The following is a 17,873-nucleotide window of genomic DNA, read 5'->3' as shown; positions in this document are numbered from 1 at the left end:
AATCCATGCTCTCCATAGGAGAAATGTCGCGCCTGAGCGGCGTCAAGGTGCCGACGATCCGGTTCTACGAGGAAAAGGGCCTGCTGCCGCGCCCGTCCCGGACCAGTGGCAACCAGCGCCGCTATGACCGGGCGGCACTGGACCGGCTGATCTTCATCCGCCACGCCCGCGACCTTGGCCTGCCGCTGAACGACATCGCCGCACTGCTCTCGCTCGAAGGAGCGACGGGTGCCGATCTCGATCGCGCCCATGACATCGCGGAACGCCAGCGCGAACGCCTGCGCGAACGCATCCTCCGGCTGCAGCGGCTGGAGCGTGAACTCGACCGCATCGCAACCGCCTGCGACGGCCGCCACGATCACGTCTGCGCGGTCCTCGATGCCTTCGGCGATCACTCGGAATGCGCCGGCGACCACTGACGCGCAGACCCGGCACGCCTCCTCCCTTCCTCTTGCAAAAAATACTCCGGGGGTTCGGGGGCAGAGCCCCCGACCTTCACCCCGCCTCGATCGCCGCGCGGATCCTTTCGGCATGGGCGGCGATCTCGTCCATGTCGCCCGGCTGCCCCGGCGGGCGCAGCTTCACGCCCTCGAAACGCGGCAGGACGTGGAAATGCAGGTGAAAGACCTCCTGCCCGCCGGCGGCCTCGCTGAACTGCTGGACGGTCACGCCCTGGGCGCCGAGCCCCGCCATCACCGCCCGCGCCAGCTTCTGCACCGTCCGCATCACTGCCGAAAGCTGCTCGGGGCTGGCATCGAGGATGTTCCGGCACGGGGTCTTCGGGATCACGAGGCAATGCCCGTCGGCGCGCGGCATGATGTCCATGAAGGCCAGCGTGTCGTCGTCCTCGAACACCCGCGTGGCCGGAATTTCACCGCGCAGGATCCGGGCGAAGATGTTGTCGGGATCATAGCTCATGGCGGATGCTCCTCGGTCTGCCGTATCGCCCGACTTGTGCGCGGCCCGAAACCCGGCGTCAAGCCCGCCACCCTCCCGGAAACCACGGCCCAAACCCGGTACCGGCCCGTGCAACACGCCCTTTCCTTGATCGGAATCAAGAGGGGCGCGGCAATTTATCTTGATCCAGATCAAACTCGGGCATTGAAGCAACCTGCCCGTCATTCTAGAAACGGCTTGATTGGTGCGCGCGGGCCCGACCTGCGCCGCGCAGGAACAAGACAGGAGGGACCTGATGGCGGACGCAGCCATTCACGGGCATGAGCATGAGGACAGAAAGGGTTTCTTCACCCGCTGGTTCATGTCCACCAACCACAAGGACATCGGTATTCTCTACCTCGTCACCTCGGCGATTGTGGGTTTGATTTCAGTCAGTTTCACCGTCTTCATGCGACTGGAACTGATGGATCCCGGGGTCCAGTACATGTGCCTCGAAGGCGTGCGCTTCATCGCCGACGCCTCGCGCGAATGTACGCCCAACGGGCACCTGTGGAACGTGATGATCACCTATCACGGCGTGCTGATGATGTTCTTCGTCGTGATTCCCGCGCTGTTCGGGGGCTTCGGCAACTATTTCATGCCGCTGCAGATCGGCGCGCCGGACATGGCCTTCCCGCGGATGAACAACCTGTCCTTCTGGCTCTATGTCGCCGGCACCTCGCTGGGGATTGCGTCGCTGCTGGCACCGGGAGGAGACGGCCAGACCGGCGCTGGCGTGGGCTGGGTGCTCTATCCGCCGCTCTCGACCACCGAGGCCGGCTATGCGATGGATCTGGCCATCTTTGCCGTGCACCTGTCGGGCGCCTCGTCGATCCTTGGCGCGATCAACATGATCACCACCTTCCTGAACATGCGCGCCCCGGGCATGACGCTGTTCAAGGTTCCGCTGTTCTCGTGGTCGATCTTCGTTACCGCGTGGCTGATCCTCCTGTCCCTGCCGGTGCTGGCCGGCGCCATCACCATGCTGCTGATGGACCGCAATTTCGGCTTCACCTTCTTCGATCCGGCCGGCGGCGGCGACCCGATCCTCTATCAGCACATCCTGTGGTTCTTCGGCCACCCGGAAGTGTATATCGTGATCCTGCCCGGCTTCGGGCTGGTCAGCCACGTCTTCGCCACCTTCTCGCGCAAGCCGATCTTCGGTTACCTGCCGATGGTCTGGGCGCTGATCGCGATCGGGGCGCTGGGCTTCGTGGTCTGGGCGCACCACATGTATACCGTGGGGCTCAGCCTCAACCAGCAGGCCTATTTCATGATGGCCACCATGGTCATCGCCGTGCCCACGGGGGTGAAGATCTTCTCGTGGATCGCCACCATGTGGGGCGGCTCGGTCGAGTTCAAGACGCCGATGCTGTTCGCGCTGGGCTTCCTGATCCTGTTCACCATCGGCGGCGTGACCGGCATCGTGCTCAGCCAGGCCAGCGTCGACCGGGTCTATCACGATACCTATTACGTGGTGGCCCACTTCCACTACACCATGTCCATGGGCGCGGCCTTCACCATCTTCGCCGGGGTGTACTTCTACTTCGGCAAGATCACCGGGCGGCAATACCCGGAATGGGCCGGCAAGCTGCACTTCTGGATGTTCTTCATCGGCGTCAACCTGACCTTCTTCCCCCAGCACTTCCTGGGCCGTCAGGGCATGCCGCGCCGCTATATCGACTACCCGGAGGCCTTCGCCTACTGGAACAAGATCTCCAGCCTAGGCGCCTTCCTCAGCTTTGCCTCGTTCATCCTGTTCTTCGGCATCATCCTCTACTCGCTGTTCCGGGGCGCCCGCGTCACCCAGAACAACTACTGGAACGAATACGCCGACACGCTGGAATGGACCCTGCCTTCGCCGCCGCCCGAACATACGTTCGAAACGCTGCCGAAACGGGAAGACTGGGACAAGAGCCACGCGCACTGACCCCCGTCGACATGAACAAAACCGCAAGGCCCCGGCCGCCGTGCCGGGGCCTTTCCTTGTCGCGCCCCTGCCGGCCCGTGCGCCCCACCATTGGCCTTTGCCCCGCTCTGCACTAGTCTTTTCGGGGACCACGACACGGGGAGGGAACTCCATGCCCCAGCTCGACTTCTGGTACACGATCGGAAGCACCTATGCCTATCTGACGATCATGCGCATCAACGACCTTGCCGAACAAGGCGGCGTGCGGGTGCGCTGGCGCCCCTTCGACGTGCGCGCCATCATGACCGAGCAAAACAACATCCCCTTCCGCGACAAGCCGATGAAAGCCGCCTACATGTGGCGCGATATCGAACGGCGGGCCGAGAAATACGGGTTTCACACCCGTCTGCCCGCCCCCTACCCCATCGACAACCTGCCGCTGGCCAACCAGGTGGCGATCCTCGCCATGCGCGAGGGCTGGGGCATCCACTACACGATGGAGACCTACCGGATCTGGTTCCAGGACGGCCTGCCGCCGGGAGAAGACCCGAACCTGTCCGAGGCGATCTTCCGCTGCGACCGCGATCCGATGGCGGTGATCGAACGCGCCCGCACGCCGGAATATGTCGCCGCGCTGGCCGCCGAAACCGACGCGGCCCGAGCGGCCGGACTCTTCGGCGCCCCGACCTTTACCGTGGACGGCGAACTGTTCTGGGGCGACGATCGGCTTGAAGATGCATTGAACTGGGCCCGCTTCGGCCACGTGTGACATTTCGGCGCGAAGGTCACGCGGAATGGGACTCGACAAAAGGCGCGCAGAGGATGCATCTTTGTCGGGCAATCATGCCTTACGACTGGACGAGATCGACACCGCAGGACGCGACGCAGGAGCTCTGCCTCTGGCCGCATCATTCGCTGACGGCACGCGGCTACGTGTTCTTCATCGCCACCACCTGCCTGCTGGTCTGCCTGCCGCTGATCATCGTGGTGGGAACGGTGCTGTTGTGGGCCATCCTGCCCTTCATCCTCGCCGCCGTCGGGGGCATGTGGTTCGCGCTGGACCGCAACCGCCATGACGGGCAGATCATGGAGGTGCTCACCCTCACCCGCGACCGCGCCCGCCTGGTGCGCCGCAATCCCGACGGCAGGCTGCTCGAATGGGAGTGCAACCGCTACTGGACCACGCCCGAACTGCATCCCCGAGGCGGCCCGGTTCCGCAATACGTGACGCTGCGCGGCTGCGGCCGCAGGGTCGAGATCGGCGCCTTCCTGTCCGAAGAGGAACGCCTCGCGCTTTATGACGACCTGGTGCGCGTGCTGCGAAACGGCTGAGGCCGGCCGCAGGCGGTACCGCGCCCCTACTGCGAGGTCCAGCCCCCGTCCACCGGGATTGCCGCGCCGGTGATGTTATGGGCCACCGGGTCGCACAGCCACACCGCCAGCGCCCCGATCTCCGAGGCATCCGACATGCGCAGGCTGGGCTGCTTTTCCTTCAGCAGATCGGCAATGCCCGCATCGCGGTCACCGCCGAACATCTTCGCCCGGGCCTCGACCTGGGGCTCGATCAGCGCAGTTTCGGTCCAGCCGGGGCAGATGCAGTTGACCGTCACGCCCCCCGACTCGCGCGAGCCGACAGCGGCATATTCCAGCGCCGCCACCCGGCTCAGCCCCACCAGCCCGAACTTGGATGCCACATAGGGCGCCTTTTCCCGCGACGCCACCAGCCCGTGCACCGAGGCAATGTTGATGACCCGCCCGTATCCGCGTTCGGCCATGACCGGCAGCGCCGCCTGCATGGTCTGGAAGGCCGCCGAAAGATTTACGGCGAGGATCTCGTCCCAGGTGGCGCGCGGCATTCCGGCCAGCGACGCGGTGTGCTGAATGCCGGCATTGTTGACCAGAATGTCGGCCCCGCCCCAGGCGGCAACCGCGTCCATCAGCTCGGCAATCCGGTCGGGATGGCGCAGGTCGCCGGGGAAATACTCGGCCTGCGGCGAGCCGGCCTTGTGCAGCCGGTCGCAGACCTCCTCGATCTGGGCATCTCCCGCCAGCCCATGCACCGCGATGCGCGCACCCGCCCGGGCCAGCTCCTCGGCAATCGCGAACCCGATACCCTGCACCGACCCGGTGACAAGTGCGGTTTTCCCCGAAAGATCCGTCATGTGCCTTCCTCCAGACGCTTGCGCAATTCGGTCTTGAGCACCTTACCGTAATTGTTCTTCGGAAGCTCGGGCAGGAAGATGTAGCGCCTGGGCCGCTTGAAACGGGCGATGTTGTCGGTGCACAGGCGGTCGAGATCCGCCTCGCGCGCCTCTCCCACCACGAAGGCGACCACCTCTTCGCCCCAGTCGGGATGGGGGGCGCCGACCACCGACACCTCGCGCAGCTGCGGGTGGGTCAGAAGCACCTCCTCGACCTCGCGCGGATAGACATTGGAGCCTCCGGTGATGATCACGTCCTTCGAGCGGTCCCGCAGCGTGACATAACCCTGCGAATCCATGAAACCGATATCGCCGGTCATCAGCCAGCCGTCGTGCAGCGTGTTTCGCGTGGCCTCCGGGTTGTTCCAGTAGCCGGGCATCACCGCATCACCGCGCACCATCACCTCGCCCATCTCTCCGGGCGGCAGAGGGGCACCGTCGGGGCCGCCGATGCGCACCTCCACCGGCGCCTGCGCCCGCCCCACGCTGGCAAGACGCGCGCGCCAGCGGGGATGGTCGCGGTCGGCCACCTCGGCGCGGCCCAGCGAGGTAATCCCCATCGGACATTCCCCCTGCCCGTAGATCTGCACGAAGATCGGCCCGAAATGTGCCACCGCCTGCTCGATATCGGCCAGGTACATGGGACCGCCGCCATAGACGATCGTGCGCAGCCCCTCGCCGCGCTCTCCGGCCGCCATTGCCGCGGCGGTCAGGCGCTTGACCATGGTCGGGGCGGCGAACATGTGCACCCGGCCGTGATGGCGGGCAAGGTCGAGGATCTCGGCCGGGTCGAACCCGCCCGAGGGCGGGCAGACATGGCGCGCCCCCACCAGCACATGCAGCATGTTGTAAAGCCCCGCGCCGTGACTCATGGGCGCGGCATAAAGGGCCGCGTCATCTTCATGGGCGGCATCGACATCCGTGAAATAGGCCAGCGACACCACCGCCAGCATCCGGTGGGTGATGATGACCCCCTTGGGCCGTCCGGTGGTGCCCGAGGTGTAGAACAGCCAGGCCAGATCGCCCGGTGCGCGCGGGAGCGGCGCCGCGACGGGGTCGGCGGCAAGGGCGCGGCGCCACGCGGCCCCCGGCACTTCGACCAGCCGGCAGGCGGTGCCGGCAGCCGCAAGCCCCTCGCCCAGGCCGGGCGAGACAAAGGTCAGCTTCGCCCCGGAATCGGACAGGATGAAAGCCGCCTCGCGCCCGTGCAGCTTGGCGTTCACGGGCACGGCCGCCGCACCTGCAAACCAGATTCCGTATTGTGCGACAAGGTATTCCGGGGCGTTCTTCATGTAGATCGCGACCCGGTCTCCGGGGCCGATTCCCCGGTCCGCCAGCCATCCCGCGACCCGCGCGGCGCGTTCGGCGAAAGCGGCGTAATCGGCCACCATCTCGCGCCCGGCGAACAGTGCCGGACGGTCGGGCCTGGCCAGCGCCTGCCGGTGCAGCCAGACCCCGATATTCATGCCTTCGCCGGCTCCAGGATCGAGGCGTAGTTGGCCACCCCCGACCCGCCCATGTTGAACACCAGGCCCAGCTCGGCGCCGGGGCGCTGCATGTCGCCGGCCTGCCCCAGCACCTGCCGGGCCACCAGCACATGCATGGACACCCCGGTGGCACCCACCGGGTGCCCCTTGGCCTTGAGCCCGCCCGAAAGGTTCACCGGCAGCTTGCCTCCGGGCAGGACCGTGCCGGCCTCAAGCACCTCCGCCCCGCGACCATGCGCCGCCAGCCCCATGGATTCGTAGATCAGAAGCTCGGCAATGGTGAAACAGTCGTGAACCTCGGCCACGTCCAGGTCATCGACGGAAATGCCGGCCTTTTCATAGGCAAGATGGATGGCCCGGCGCGGCCCCTCGAAGGCCAGGGGATCGCGCCGCGACATCGGCAGGTAGTCATTGACATGCGCCGCCGCACGCATCCGCGCCGCCTTGGCCATGCCGGGCAGCACCTCTTCGGCCACCAGCACCAGCGCCGCCGCCCCGTCCGAGACCAGCGAACAGTCGGTCACCTTCAGCGGCGGCGCCACCACCGGGTTGCGCTCCGAGACGGTGGCGCAGAACTCTTCATCCAGCGGCTTGTGCAGCTGCGCCAGCGGGTTGTTCATGGCGTTGGCATGGTTCTTGGCAGCGATCTTCGCCAGCGTCCGCGTATGGTCGCCATAGCGGTCGAAATAGGCCTGGGCGAACTGGGCAAAGATGCCGGGGAAGGAGGACCCCGCCTCTTCGCGCTGATAGGCCGCGTGCCCCAGCGCGGCGGCCACTTCGGCGGTGGGCAGATGAGTCATCTTCTCGACCCCGATCACCAGCGCCACCTTCGCCTCGCCGGCAAGGATCGCCTGGCGGGCGGCATACACGGCGGCCGAGCCGGACGCGCAGGCGTTTTCGGCCCGCGCCGCCGGGGTGAAGCGCAGCGCCGGGTCGATCTCCAGCGCCAGCGACGAAGGAAAGCCGTCCGGCACCATGCCGGCATTGAAATGCCCCACCCAGATGCCGTCCACATCCGCCGCGGCGATGCCGGCATCCTCAAGCGCCTCGCGCCCGGCAGCGACGATCAGATCCTGAACATCCATCTCGGCCAGCTTGCCGAAGCGGGTATGTCCCCAGCCTGCGATGTAAACCATGCGAATTCTCCTCGTGAGCTCGTGGCGCGGCACGGGCGGGGCGGGCTGCCCGCGTCGCGTATCCCCGGCAAATCTAGCAACCGTTCCCTTGCCCCTTCAATTCCGTATAAATACCCGGCATTGTCGCAGCATGAATGACGTCGCGTTCCACCATGCCCCGATCGGGCTGGCCGAGCTGGAAAACCGCGTGATCCGGCGCTGCAACCTTGCCTTCGCGACGATCTTCGGCGGCGTGCCGGACGACTACCGGAACCTTCCTCTTCTGCAACTCTACCCGTCGCTGGCCGATTTCGAACGCATCGGCGCGCGCGGGCTGGCGGTGATGCGCGAAAGGGGCGAATACCATGACGAGCGGGTGATGCGCCGACGCTCGGGCGAGCTGTTCTGGTGCCGCGTGCGGGGCCGGTCCCTGACCCCCGACGACCCGTTCCGGCACGGCATCTGGTCGTTCGCCGACATTTCCGAGGATCGCCCGGTAGTGGCCCTGACCCCGCGCGAGCGGGAAGTGGCGATCCGCACCTGTCATGGGCTCTCGGCCAAGGAAATCGGGGCCGAGCTGGGGCTGAGCCACCGCACGGTCGAGGCCCACCGGGCGCGGCTGCTGGCCAAGTTCGGCGCCCGCAAGCTGCCCGAGCTGGTGGCGAAATTGTCGGGCATGCCGCTCTAGGCCGGCACTCGCCGGAAAGCGGCGGCAGGGCGCTTTTATTGGGCCGGCGCTTGGCCTATAAGCGCGTAACCCGCGCCGCCCGCAGTTCGCGGGGCCGGGTCACGAGAAATCGGGCGAGGATACCCATGACGGACAACAGCAGACTTGACGCGGATGTGGACTTCATCAGGGCGCTGGCCGAATTGCTGCGCGAAAACGATCTGACCGAACTTCAGGTCAAGCGCGAATACGGCGATGACGGCACGCTCAACGTCCGGGTCAGCCGGGCAGCGCCGGTCGCGCCGATCGCACCCGCGGTCGCGCCCGCACCCTCCGCCCCGGTGGCGGCCCCGGTGGCGGCGACGGCCCCGGAAACCCCGGCGCAGGTGGTCGAGGATCCGGCCGATCACCCCGGGGCGGTGACCTCGCCCATGGTCGGAACGGTGTACATGCAGCCCGAACCGGGGGCCGCACCCTTCATCACCCTGGGCCAGCAGGTGAGCGAAGGCGACACGCTGCTCATCATCGAGGCGATGAAGACCATGAACCACATCCCCGCCCCCCGCGCCGGCACCGTGAAGCGGATCCTGGTCGAGGATGGCGCGGCGGTCGAATTCGGCACCCCCCTGGTCATCATCGAATAAGGCGCGGGACATGTTCGACAAGATCCTTGTGGCCAATCGCGGCGAGATCGCCCTGCGCGTGATCCGCGCCGCGCGCGAGATGGGCATCAAGACCGTCGCCGTGCACTCCACCGCCGACGCCGACGCCATGCATGTGCGCATGGCCGACGAATCGGTCTGCATCGGCCCGCCGCCCAGCCCGCAAAGCTACCTGTCCATGCCGGCGATCATCTCGGCCTGCGAAATCACCGGCGCGCAGGCGATCCATCCCGGCTACGGCTTCCTGTCCGAGAACGCCAATTTCGTGCAGGCGGTCGAAGATCACGGGCTGACCTTCATCGGCCCGACCGCCGAGCATATCCGCATCATGGGCGACAAGATCACCGCCATCGAGACGATGAAGGCACTCGGCGTGCCCTGCGTGCCCGGCTCGGACGGCGCCGTGCCGAATCTGGAAACCGCGAGGCGGCTGGCCGCCGATATCGGCTATCCGGTCATCATCAAGGCTACCGCCGGCGGTGGCGGGCGCGGCATGAAGGTGGCCAATACCCCCGACGAGATGGAATCGGCCTTCCGCACCGCCCGGGCCGAGGCCAAGGCCGCCTTCGGCAATGACGAGGTGTATATCGAGAAATACCTCACCACCCCCCGTCATATCGAGATCCAGGTCTTCGGCGACGGCAAGGGGCACGCGGTGCATCTGGGCGAGCGGGACTGCTCGTTGCAGCGGCGCCACCAGAAGATCCTCGAAGAGGCCCCCGGGCCGGCGATCAGCGCCGAGGAGCGCGACCGCATCGGCCGCATCTGCGCCGAGGCGGTGGCGAAGATCAACTATATCGGCGCCGGCACCATCGAATTCCTTTACGAGAACGGCGAGTTCTACTTCATCGAGATGAACACCCGCCTGCAGGTGGAACATCCGGTGACCGAGGCCATCTTCGGCGTCGATCTGGTGCGCGAACAGATCCGCGTGGCAGAAGGGCTGCCCATGTCCTTCACCCAGGACGAGCTGGAAATATCGGGCCACGCGATCGAGGTGCGGATCAACGCCGAACGGCTGCCCGATTTCACCCCCTGCCCCGGCACCATCACCGCCTATCACGCGCCGGGGGGGCTGGGCGTGCGGATGGATTCGGCCCTTTATGACGGCTATGCGATCCCGCCCTACTACGACAGCCTGATCGGCAAGCTGATCGTGCATGGCCGCGACCGGGCCGAGGCCGTGGCGCGGCTCAGACGCGCACTGAGCGAGCTGATCGTGGACGGCGTGGACACCACGATCCCGCTGTTCCATGCCCTGCTGGACGAACCCGACATCCTCAACGGCACCTACAACATCCACTGGCTGGAGAAGTGGCTTGCCGAGAACCTCTCAGCCTGAGGCAGGGCCGCGCAGCGGGGCCGGGGCAGCCCCGGGGATGCGGGCCGGTTCACGGGGATGAGCGCGCTCACGCCCGAGCTGTTGCTGCGGGCCTATGCCGCGGGCGTCTTTCCCATGGCCGAACACCGCGACGATCCCGACATCTTCTGGGTCGATCCCCGGCGGCGCGGCATCATGCCGCTGGGCGGCTTTCACATCTCGCGGTCGCTGGCGCGGCGGATGCGCCGGGGCGGGTTCTCCATCACCATCAACCGCGATTTTGCCGGGGTGATCGACGGCTGTGCCGCGCGCGCGGAAACATGGATAAGCCGCACGATCCGCGACCTCTACCTGCAGCTGCACCGCATGGGGCACGCGCATTCGCTCGAGGTTCGGCAGGAGGGCGAACTGACCGGCGGCGTCTATGGCGTCACCCTCGGCGCGGCGTTTTTCGGGGAAAGCATGTTCTCGCGCCGCACCGATGCCTCGAAAATCGCGCTGGCCTTCCTGGTGGACCGGCTGCGCCAGGGCGGGTTCCAGCTGTTCGATACCCAGTTCCTGACCCCGCATCTGGCCTCGCTGGGCGGGATCGAGATTTCACGCGCCGCCTACCGGCTGCGGCTGGAGCGCGCGCTGGCTCAGTCCGCCGATTTCACCGCGCCGCCGGTGCCCTCGGCCGAAGAGGTGATACAGCGCAACACCCAGACGTCGTAGCGGCGGTGATCCAGCGCGTTCAGCGCCGGGCTGGAGGCGATCATCCAGCCCTTGAACAGCTGTTCGTTCTTCCCGGTTTCCCGGATCGTCAGATAGGCGTAGGCGTCGCCCGTCGGGTTGTCCACCGGGTAGCGGCAATCGCCCAGGGCAACGTCCAGCCCCAGAATCTGGCGCGTCTCGCCGGCGGCGATCTCGACATCTTCGGTATGCCCGTCCACCTTGTCGAGCCCGCGCAGAACCGCCCCCTTGCCCGAACGGGCCACGATCCTGGGCGTCTGCGGCTCGGGCTGGATCATCTGCGGCTGATCGGCCGGGTCGAGCGGGATGATCTCGATCCGGTCCTCCTGCGCGGCCGCGGCCGAGACCAGGGCGAGGCTCAGGATACCGGACAGGACCGCCCGCTTCACTCGCCACCTCCGCCATTCCCGGAACCACCCGAACCCGAAACGAATTTCAGCAGCAGGGTCACCAGGCTGACCGCGCCCTGGGTATCGGCGATTTCCTCGCCCGGCGCGTAGTAGAAGGGCGAGCCGCCGGGCATGATCTCGACGAAATTGCCGCCCAGGAGCCCCTCGGACGACACGACCACGGCGCTGTCATCGGGGATCTGGATGCCGTTCTGCACGGTGAACCGCGTATCGGCACGATAGGTTTCGGGGTTGAGCTCGACATCCGTCACGGTGCCGATCTTGACCCCGGCAAGGCGCACGTCGGTGCCCACCGTCACCCCTTCGAGCGAACGGAAGGAGGCGCGCAGCTCGTACCCGTCGCGCCCCTGCGACAGTCCGGTCATCTGGCCAGCATAGATGGCAAAGGCGATCGCCGCGGCCAGAACCGCGCCGCCGACCAGGACTTCGGTGGTATTATGCGACATGCCCGTGCGCCCTGCCGCTCACTCGGGGCTCCAGGCCTCGTAGTCGCGCCTCTCCACCGGCTGATGCCCGTCGCGGATCGACCCGACGGGCGCATAGGCCAGCGCGGTACCGGTGAGGTTCTCGTGATACGGCTTTTCCCACGGCTTGTGCGGCAGCGGGCTGATCGTGGGCGGTTCCTTGAAGGTATGGTGCAGCCAGCCATGCCACTCGGGGCTGATGCGGCTGGCCTCGGCCTCGCCGTTGTAGATCACCCAGCGCTGGCTGTCGTCCGCATTGCGGTAGAACACGTTGCCCTGCTCGTCCTCGCCGACCTTGATGCCCTTGCGCCAGGTATAGATCTGGGTGTTCAGCGTGGAGCCGTTCCACCAGGTCACCGCGCGCAGAAGAGTATTCAGGATTCCCATGAGTGCCTCCGGCCATTGGTCGGTGCAGATATGGACCAAGCGCGCGCCAAGGTCCAGATGCAAGATCGAAGCTGCGACAGTGGGATCGAAGGACCGGCGGAAAGATGGTCAGGGCAGCAGCGCGGTCAGTTCGATCTCGATGCGGAATTGCGGGTCGATCAGCCCGCATTCGATCATCGTGGCCGCAGGCGGGTTGGTGCCGAAGACCTCGCGCAGCACCGGCCAGCAGGCGGCGAATTCACGCCGGTCGGGCAGCATGTAGGTCACCCTGACCGCGTGTTCGAATCCCGATCCGGCCTCGTCCAGCGCCCGGCCGATGATCTCCAGCGCCGAGCGGCACTGCGCCTCGACCGTATCGCCCCGGCCGACGGTGCCGGCCACATGCACGAAACCGCCGGCAACAACGGCCCGGCAGTAGGCAGCCTTGTCCTCCCAGGGAGAGGCCGATCGGATGCGGCGCAGTGTCATCCTTCCTGGCCGGCCGGAGCGCGAACCGACCGGGCCTAGCCGGCCGTGGCCGGTTCCTTCTCGGCATCGGCGTGGATCATCAGCGGCGGGGAATCGCCGCGCGCGGCCTCCTCGTTCACCACCACCTGGGTCACGCTGTCCAGGCTGGGCAGCTCGAACATGGTGTCCAGAAGGATGTCTTCGAGGATCGAGCGCAGGCCCCGGGCGCCGGTCTTGCGTTCGATGGCCCGGCGGGCGATGGCGCGCAGCGCATCGTCGGTGAAGACGAGCTCGACATTCTCCAGCTCGAACAGGCGCTGATACTGCTTGACCAGCGCGTTCTTGGGTTGGGTGAGGATCTTCACCAGCGCGTCCTCGTCCAGATCCTCCAGCGTGGCGATGACCGGCAGGCGGCCGACGAATTCCGGGATCAGGCCGAATTTCAGCAGATCCTCGGGTTCGAGATCCTGGAAGATCTCGCCCACATTGCGTTCGTCATTGTCGCGCACATCGGCGCCGAAGCCCATGGCACTGCCCTTGCCGCGCTGGGCGATGATCTTGTCCAGCCCCGAAAACGCACCGCCGCAGATGAACAGGATGTTGGTGGTGTCCACCTGCAGGAACTCCTGCTGCGGATGCTTGCGCCCGCCCTGCGGCGGAACGCTGGCGATGGTGCCCTCCATCAGCTTCAGCAGCGCCTGCTGCACCCCTTCGCCCGACACATCGCGGGTGATCGAGGGGTTTTCCGACTTGCGGGTGATCTTGTCCACCTCGTCGATATAGACGATGCCGCGCTGGGCACGCTCGACATTGTATTCGCTGGCCTGAAGGAGTTTCAGGATGATGTTTTCCACGTCCTCGCCCACATAGCCGGCCTCGGTCAGCGTGGTGGCGTCGGCCATGGTGAAAGGCACGTCGAGAATGCGCGCCAGCGTCTGCGCCAGCAGCGTCTTGCCGCAGCCGGTGGGACCGATCAGCAGGATGTTGGATTTGGCCAGCTCGATATCGTTGCCGGCCTTCTGGCTGTGATTGAGGCGCTTGTAGTGGTTGTGCACGGCCACCGAGAGCACCTTCTTGGCCCGCGCCTGCCCGATCACGTAGTCGTCGAGCACGTCGCAGATCTCGCGCGGCGAGGGCACGCCTTCGGAGGATTTCAGCCCCCCGGCCTTGGTTTCCTCGCGGATGATGTCCATGCACAGCTCGACGCATTCGTCGCAGATGAATACCGTCGGGCCCGCGATCAGCTTGCGCACCTCGTGCTGGCTCTTGCCGCAGAAACTGCAGTAGAGCGTGTTCTTGCTGTCGCCAGTCTTCGTCGCCATGGTTCGTCTTACCTTTCGGGCTCCGGTCTGTGCCTGTTCACCTCGCCGGGCAGATCGCCCTGCCTCGGGGTCAGCTTAGGCCAGTGATTTCGGCTCCACAATCTCAAATTGCCTCTGCACCTTCACCCGCTGGCAAAAGGCCGTGATGCGAAACCCGTGCCTCACCCTTCGGAGGGCTCGGTTTTCCCGCGGCTCTCCACGATTTCGTCGATATGGCCCCATTCCTTCGCCTCTTCGGGCGACATGAAGTTGTCGCGGTCCAGCGCCTTTTCGATGGCCTTCTTGGGCTGGCCGGTATGCTTGGCGTAGATGTCATACAGCCGGTCCTTGAGCTTCTGCGTCTCGGCCGCGTGAATCATGATGTCGGTGGCCTGCCCCTGATAGCCGCCCGAGGGCTGGTGCACCATGATCCGGCTGTTGGGCAGGGCAAAGCGCATCCCCGCCTCGCCCCCGACCAGAAGCAGCGACCCCATCGATGCCGCCTGCCCGATCACCAGGGTCGAACATTTCGGCTTGATGTACTGCATCGTGTCGTAGATCGCCAGGCCCGAGGTCACCACCCCGCCGGGGCTGTTGATGTAGATGGAGATTTCCTTCTTCGGGTTCTCGGCCTCGAGGTGCAGAAGCTGCGCCACCACCAGGTGGCACATGCCGTCATGGATCGGTCCGTTGATGAAGATGATCCGCTCTTTCAGCAGGCGCGAGAAGATGTCATAAGCCCTCTCGCCGCGGCTGGTCTGTTCCACCACCATGGGAACGAGCGTATTGTTGTAGGTGTCGACGGGATCAAACATGTGCGCTGCCTGCTCTGTGAATGGGTCCGGGCCTTGTAGCCGGTTTCGGGTTACACGAGTCTTAGTGGCGCCTCGGGGGGGCTGCAAGGGGCGCAGGCGCAAATTGCACCGCCCGCCCGGCCGGAGGCGCCTTCTTCCCTTGCCCGGCGCCGCCCCGGGGCGTAGAGCGCGATCGGGCACGCAACCCCGGGCGTGAAACGGCGCCATGACGGGGCAACAGGACCGGGACGAAGGCGATGGAAAAGGACGGATTCGTTCAGAAGGGTGCCGCGGCCAGCCTGGCACTGAATTTCGCCGGACCGCCCCGCGACTACTATTTCCTGCTGCTGCCCAAGGCGACCATGCTGCCCGTGGCCGGGGCGATCGAACCCCTGCGCATCGCCAACCAGGTCACCAGCTCGGAACTCTACCGCTGGTTCATCATGACCGAGAACGGCCGCCCGGTGACCTGCTCGAACGGGATGACGGTGACGCCCGATCTGGCGCTGGGGCCGCTGCCGGCGGGCGCGACCGCCTTCGTCTGCTCGGGGGTCGAGCCGCAGAACGCCGCCAGCGAGACCACGCTCAGCTGGTTGCGCCACGAAGACCGGTTCGGCCGGCGCCTGGGCGGGATCTGCACCGGCGCCTTCGCGCTGGCGCAGGCGGGACTGCTTCGCGGCGAGCCCTTCACCCTGCACTGGGAAAACCAGCCCGGTTTCGTCGAGGCCTTCCCCGATCTCTCTCCCTCGCCCAACATCTTCGAGATATCGGGGCGTTTCATGACCTGCGGCGGGGGCAACGCGGCAACCGACATGATGCTGACCCTGATCGAGCAGCATCACGGCAAGAACCTTGCGATCATCGTCGCCGACATGTGCCTTCACATGCGCTCGGGCCGCAACAGCGCCCCGCAGAAGTCGAACTATGCCGTCGCCATCGGTTCGCGCAACCCGCACCTTCTGGCGGCTCTGCACCTGATGCAGGAGGCCATCGAGGAGCCGCTTTCCATCGCCCAGCTCTGCGACCGGCTCGACATTTCCCGGCGTCAGCTCGAACGCCTGTTCCAGCGCTACCTCGACCGAAGCCCCAAGCAGGTCTATTACGAGATGCGCCTCAACCACGCCTATGCGCTGATGAGTGAAACCTCGATGACGGTCACCGAAATCGCGCTGGCCAGCGGCTTTTCCAGTGCCACCCATTTTTCCCGCCAGTTCAAGCGCCGCTTCGGCACCTCGCCGCATTTCTTTCGCAAAAGCTGGGCGTGACCGCGTGGCGCCCCGCCCTTCCCGGTACGCCACGCGGACCCTGCGGCCACGGCTCAGCCCCCGATCACCTGCACCGACCGGTTCGGCGCGACCGAAACCGTGCCCTTGCGCCGGATGTGGCGTTCGACCACGTCCCAGATCATCGGCCCCTGTGTGCCCTGATTCACGCTGGCCCAGCCGGCCACCACATATGAGCGCGTGGGCTCGATCGGCTCGCCGGTCTTCAGCAGGGTCATCTCGGAAATCCGCTGCCCCTGCGGCTTGGTGATGTCGATGCGGAACCCCATGCCGCCCACGCGCACCATGTCGCCGCCCTGCTGATAATAGGGATCGGGGTTGAACAGGTTGTCGCCCACATCCTCCAGCACCACCTTGAGGAATTCGCCCGTCATCTCGGTCCGGTAGGCCTGCCCGTAGGTCATCGAGGTGACGTTGAAGATGTCCTCGCGCGTGATCTCCTCACCCGGCAGCAGCGACGGCCCCCAGCGCACCCCCGGCGACAGGGCGATATCGGCCTCGCGCTCCTCCAGCAGCGCCTGGCAGATCAGATCGTCCCAGGTGCCGTTGAAATTGCCGCGCCGGTAAAGAAGGCTCTCGGTCTGGCCGATCACCTCCTCGAGCTGCGCCCGATAGGGAGCGCGCTGCTCCTCGATCAGCGCCGCCACCTCAGGATCCGGCGCGATCACGTCGGAAAAGATCGGAATCAGCTTGTGCCTGAGCCCCATCATGCGGCCGTCGCGCACGTCCACGTCCACCCGGCTGACGAACTTGCCGTTGGAACCCGAGGCGATGATGTGGGTCTGCCCGACCAGAACCGGCTCGGGCAGGGCGTCATGGGTGTGCCCCGACAGGATCACGTCGATGCCGCTGACGCGACCGGCCATCTTCTTGTCCACGTCGAACCCGTTATGGGACAGCAGCACCACCAACTCGGCCCCCTGGGCGCGCACCTCGTCCACCATCTCCTGCATGTGGCGCTCGCGGATGCCGAAGGAGTACTCGGGGAACATCCAGCGCGGATTGGCGATCGGCATGTAGGGGAAAGCCTGACCGATCACCGCGATCTTCACCCCGCCGCGCTCGAAGAACTTGTAGGGCTGGAAATCCTCGGACGGCTCGTCCCATTCGGCATCGAAGATGTTCTGCCCCAGCGCCGCGAAGGGCAATCCGCCCACGATCTCGCGCACCCGCTCGCTGCCCAGGGTGAATTCCCAGTGGAAGGTCATGGCATCGGGCCTGAGCGCGTTCATCACGTTGACCACATCCTGCCCCTGGGTGTGATAACAGGTGTAGGAGCCATGCCAGGTATCGCCGCCATCCAGCAGCAGCGCGTCGGGCCGCTCGGCCCGGATCGCCCTGATCACCGTCGCCACCCGGTCGAGCCCGCCCACCCGGCCATAGGCGCGGGCCAGCGAAACGAAATCGTCATGGGTCAACGCATAGGCCAGCGCGCTGCCATCCTCGATGCCGTAAAGACGGCGATAGGCGGCGCCGGTGACATGAGGGACCTTCCCCTTGTTGACACCGACACCGATATTGACTTCGGGCTCGCGAAACCAGATCGGTTTCAGCTGCGCGTGAATGTCGGTGATGTGGATCAGGCTCACATTGCCGAAGCTTTCGAATTCCAGAAGCTGCTCCTGGGAGAGCGCCTGCCGGGCCGCCAGCCGCGCCCAGTTGCCTAAGCCCGAAGCCCCCACCAGCGCCGAAGCGGCCATGGAGACCTGAAGAAAATCGCGCCGCGATATCATGTCATCCTCGTTTTCCGGATTGTT

Annotated in this window: 20 protein-coding genes; 9 read left to right on the top strand and 11 right to left on the bottom strand. The window is 66.0% G+C overall.

Annotation, left to right across the window (positions count from 1 at the left end):
* Positions 1–5: 5 nt before the first annotated feature.
* Entirely contained in the window at positions 6–419 is a 414-nt protein-coding gene (locus tag ACZ5CM_RS07290; RefSeq protein WP_464642215.1) for a MerR family transcriptional regulator, read from the top strand.
* Between the two features lie 76 nt (positions 420–495).
* On the opposite strand, the gene ACZ5CM_RS07285 is transcribed toward ACZ5CM_RS07290, so the two are convergent.
* Positions 496–918: an HIT family protein gene (locus ACZ5CM_RS07285; protein WP_464642213.1), complete on the bottom strand. Its 423-nt coding sequence runs from the start codon at positions 916–918 to the stop codon at positions 496–498.
* Positions 919–1,192: 274 nt separating this feature from the next.
* Here ACZ5CM_RS07285 and ACZ5CM_RS07280 point away from each other — a divergent pair, with 274 nt between their 5' ends.
* The 3 genes from ACZ5CM_RS07280 (at position 1,193) to ACZ5CM_RS07270 (ending at position 4,177) form a co-directional block, all read left to right on the top strand.
* The gene (locus tag ACZ5CM_RS07280; protein WP_464642211.1) at positions 1,193–2,866 is read left to right on the top strand and encodes a cytochrome c oxidase subunit I; all 1,674 of its coding nucleotides are present in this window, start codon (positions 1,193–1,195) and stop codon (positions 2,864–2,866) included.
* A gap of 151 nt (positions 2,867–3,017) precedes the next feature.
* Positions 3,018–3,614, top strand: coding sequence for a DsbA family protein (locus ACZ5CM_RS07275; RefSeq protein ID WP_464642209.1), 597 nt, complete (start codon positions 3,018–3,020; stop codon positions 3,612–3,614).
* Between the two features lie 74 nt (positions 3,615–3,688).
* A complete protein-coding gene (locus ACZ5CM_RS07270) occupies positions 3,689–4,177 on the top strand; it encodes a DUF2244 domain-containing protein (RefSeq protein ID WP_464642207.1) in 489 nt (162 codons plus the stop codon).
* A 26-nt stretch (positions 4,178–4,203) separates the two neighbouring features.
* Here the strand turns inward: ACZ5CM_RS07270 and ACZ5CM_RS07265 are convergent, their stop codons facing one another.
* From ACZ5CM_RS07265 to ACZ5CM_RS07255, 3 genes are read right to left on the bottom strand one after another with little or no spacing between them, the layout of a single operon-like run.
* Complete coding sequence (locus ACZ5CM_RS07265) at positions 4,204–5,007, bottom strand: 3-hydroxybutyrate dehydrogenase (protein ID WP_464642205.1); 804 nt, start codon at positions 5,005–5,007, stop codon at positions 4,204–4,206.
* On the bottom strand, positions 5,004–6,512 hold the full coding sequence (locus ACZ5CM_RS07260) for a class I adenylate-forming enzyme family protein (protein WP_464642203.1): 1,509 nt from the start codon (positions 6,510–6,512) through the stop codon (positions 5,004–5,006). Before ACZ5CM_RS07260 ends, ACZ5CM_RS07265 begins: the two co-directional genes overlap by 4 nt.
* A complete protein-coding gene (locus tag ACZ5CM_RS07255; protein ID WP_464642201.1) occupies positions 6,509–7,669 on the bottom strand; it encodes an acetyl-CoA acetyltransferase in 1,161 nt (386 codons plus the stop codon). Before ACZ5CM_RS07255 ends, ACZ5CM_RS07260 begins: the two co-directional genes overlap by 4 nt.
* 130 nt (positions 7,670–7,799) lie before the next feature.
* Here ACZ5CM_RS07255 and ACZ5CM_RS07250 point away from each other — a divergent pair, with 130 nt between their 5' ends.
* From ACZ5CM_RS07250 to aat, 4 genes are all read left to right on the top strand, one after another.
* A complete protein-coding gene (locus ACZ5CM_RS07250) occupies positions 7,800–8,336 on the top strand; it encodes a helix-turn-helix transcriptional regulator (protein WP_464642199.1) in 537 nt (178 codons plus the stop codon).
* 125 nt (positions 8,337–8,461) lie between these two features.
* Complete coding sequence (gene accB, locus ACZ5CM_RS07245; RefSeq protein WP_464642198.1) at positions 8,462–8,959, top strand: acetyl-CoA carboxylase biotin carboxyl carrier protein; 498 nt, start codon at positions 8,462–8,464, stop codon at positions 8,957–8,959.
* Between the two features lie 10 nt (positions 8,960–8,969).
* Positions 8,970–10,319, top strand: coding sequence for an acetyl-CoA carboxylase biotin carboxylase subunit (accC, locus tag ACZ5CM_RS07240; RefSeq protein WP_464642196.1), 1,350 nt, complete (start codon positions 8,970–8,972; stop codon positions 10,317–10,319).
* 57 nt (positions 10,320–10,376) lie between these two features.
* Positions 10,377–11,012, top strand: a complete 636-nt coding sequence (aat, locus tag ACZ5CM_RS07235; protein ID WP_464642195.1) for a leucyl/phenylalanyl-tRNA--protein transferase — start codon at positions 10,377–10,379, stop codon at positions 11,010–11,012.
* On the opposite strand, the gene ACZ5CM_RS07230 is transcribed toward aat, so the two are convergent.
* The 6 genes from ACZ5CM_RS07230 to ACZ5CM_RS07205 all read right to left on the bottom strand — a co-directional run bounded on the left by ACZ5CM_RS07230 (position 10,937) and on the right by ACZ5CM_RS07205 (position 14,854).
* The gene (locus tag ACZ5CM_RS07230; protein WP_464642193.1) at positions 10,937–11,419 is read right to left on the bottom strand and encodes a DUF2155 domain-containing protein; all 483 of its coding nucleotides are present in this window, start codon (positions 11,417–11,419) and stop codon (positions 10,937–10,939) included. The genes aat and ACZ5CM_RS07230 overlap by 76 nt on opposite strands.
* Positions 11,416–11,886, bottom strand: a complete 471-nt coding sequence (gene mlaD, locus ACZ5CM_RS07225; protein WP_464642192.1) for an outer membrane lipid asymmetry maintenance protein MlaD — start codon at positions 11,884–11,886, stop codon at positions 11,416–11,418. The genes ACZ5CM_RS07230 and mlaD overlap by 4 nt, the downstream gene beginning before the upstream one ends.
* 18 nt (positions 11,887–11,904) lie before the next feature.
* Positions 11,905–12,291, bottom strand: coding sequence for an NADH:ubiquinone oxidoreductase subunit NDUFA12 (locus ACZ5CM_RS07220; protein WP_464642191.1), 387 nt, complete (start codon positions 12,289–12,291; stop codon positions 11,905–11,907).
* A 108-nt stretch (positions 12,292–12,399) separates the two neighbouring features.
* Positions 12,400–12,759 carry a RidA family protein gene (locus tag ACZ5CM_RS07215; protein WP_464642189.1) on the bottom strand — a complete coding sequence of 120 codons (360 nt, stop codon included), beginning with the start codon at positions 12,757–12,759 and terminating at the stop codon, positions 12,400–12,402.
* 35 nt (positions 12,760–12,794) lie between these two features.
* Positions 12,795–14,060: an ATP-dependent Clp protease ATP-binding subunit ClpX gene (clpX, locus tag ACZ5CM_RS07210; RefSeq protein ID WP_464642187.1), complete on the bottom strand. Its 1,266-nt coding sequence runs from the start codon at positions 14,058–14,060 to the stop codon at positions 12,795–12,797.
* Positions 14,061–14,221: 161 nt separating this feature from the next.
* Positions 14,222–14,854, bottom strand: coding sequence for an ATP-dependent Clp protease proteolytic subunit (locus tag ACZ5CM_RS07205; protein WP_464642185.1), 633 nt, complete (start codon positions 14,852–14,854; stop codon positions 14,222–14,224).
* A 236-nt stretch (positions 14,855–15,090) separates the two neighbouring features.
* Here ACZ5CM_RS07205 and ACZ5CM_RS07200 point away from each other — a divergent pair, with 236 nt between their 5' ends.
* The gene (locus ACZ5CM_RS07200; protein ID WP_464642183.1) at positions 15,091–16,098 is read left to right on the top strand and encodes a GlxA family transcriptional regulator; all 1,008 of its coding nucleotides are present in this window, start codon (positions 15,091–15,093) and stop codon (positions 16,096–16,098) included.
* A 53-nt stretch (positions 16,099–16,151) separates the two neighbouring features.
* On the opposite strand, the gene soxB is transcribed toward ACZ5CM_RS07200, so the two are convergent.
* Complete coding sequence (gene soxB, locus ACZ5CM_RS07195) at positions 16,152–17,849, bottom strand: thiosulfohydrolase SoxB (protein WP_464642182.1); 1,698 nt, start codon at positions 17,847–17,849, stop codon at positions 16,152–16,154.
* Positions 17,850–17,873 lie beyond the last annotated feature (24 nt).

The sequence above is a fragment of the Piezobacter thermophilus genome (assembly GCF_055386745.1).
The sequence above is the reverse complement of the archived record's forward strand: the minus strand, read 5'-3'. Positions and strand labels throughout refer to the sequence as shown.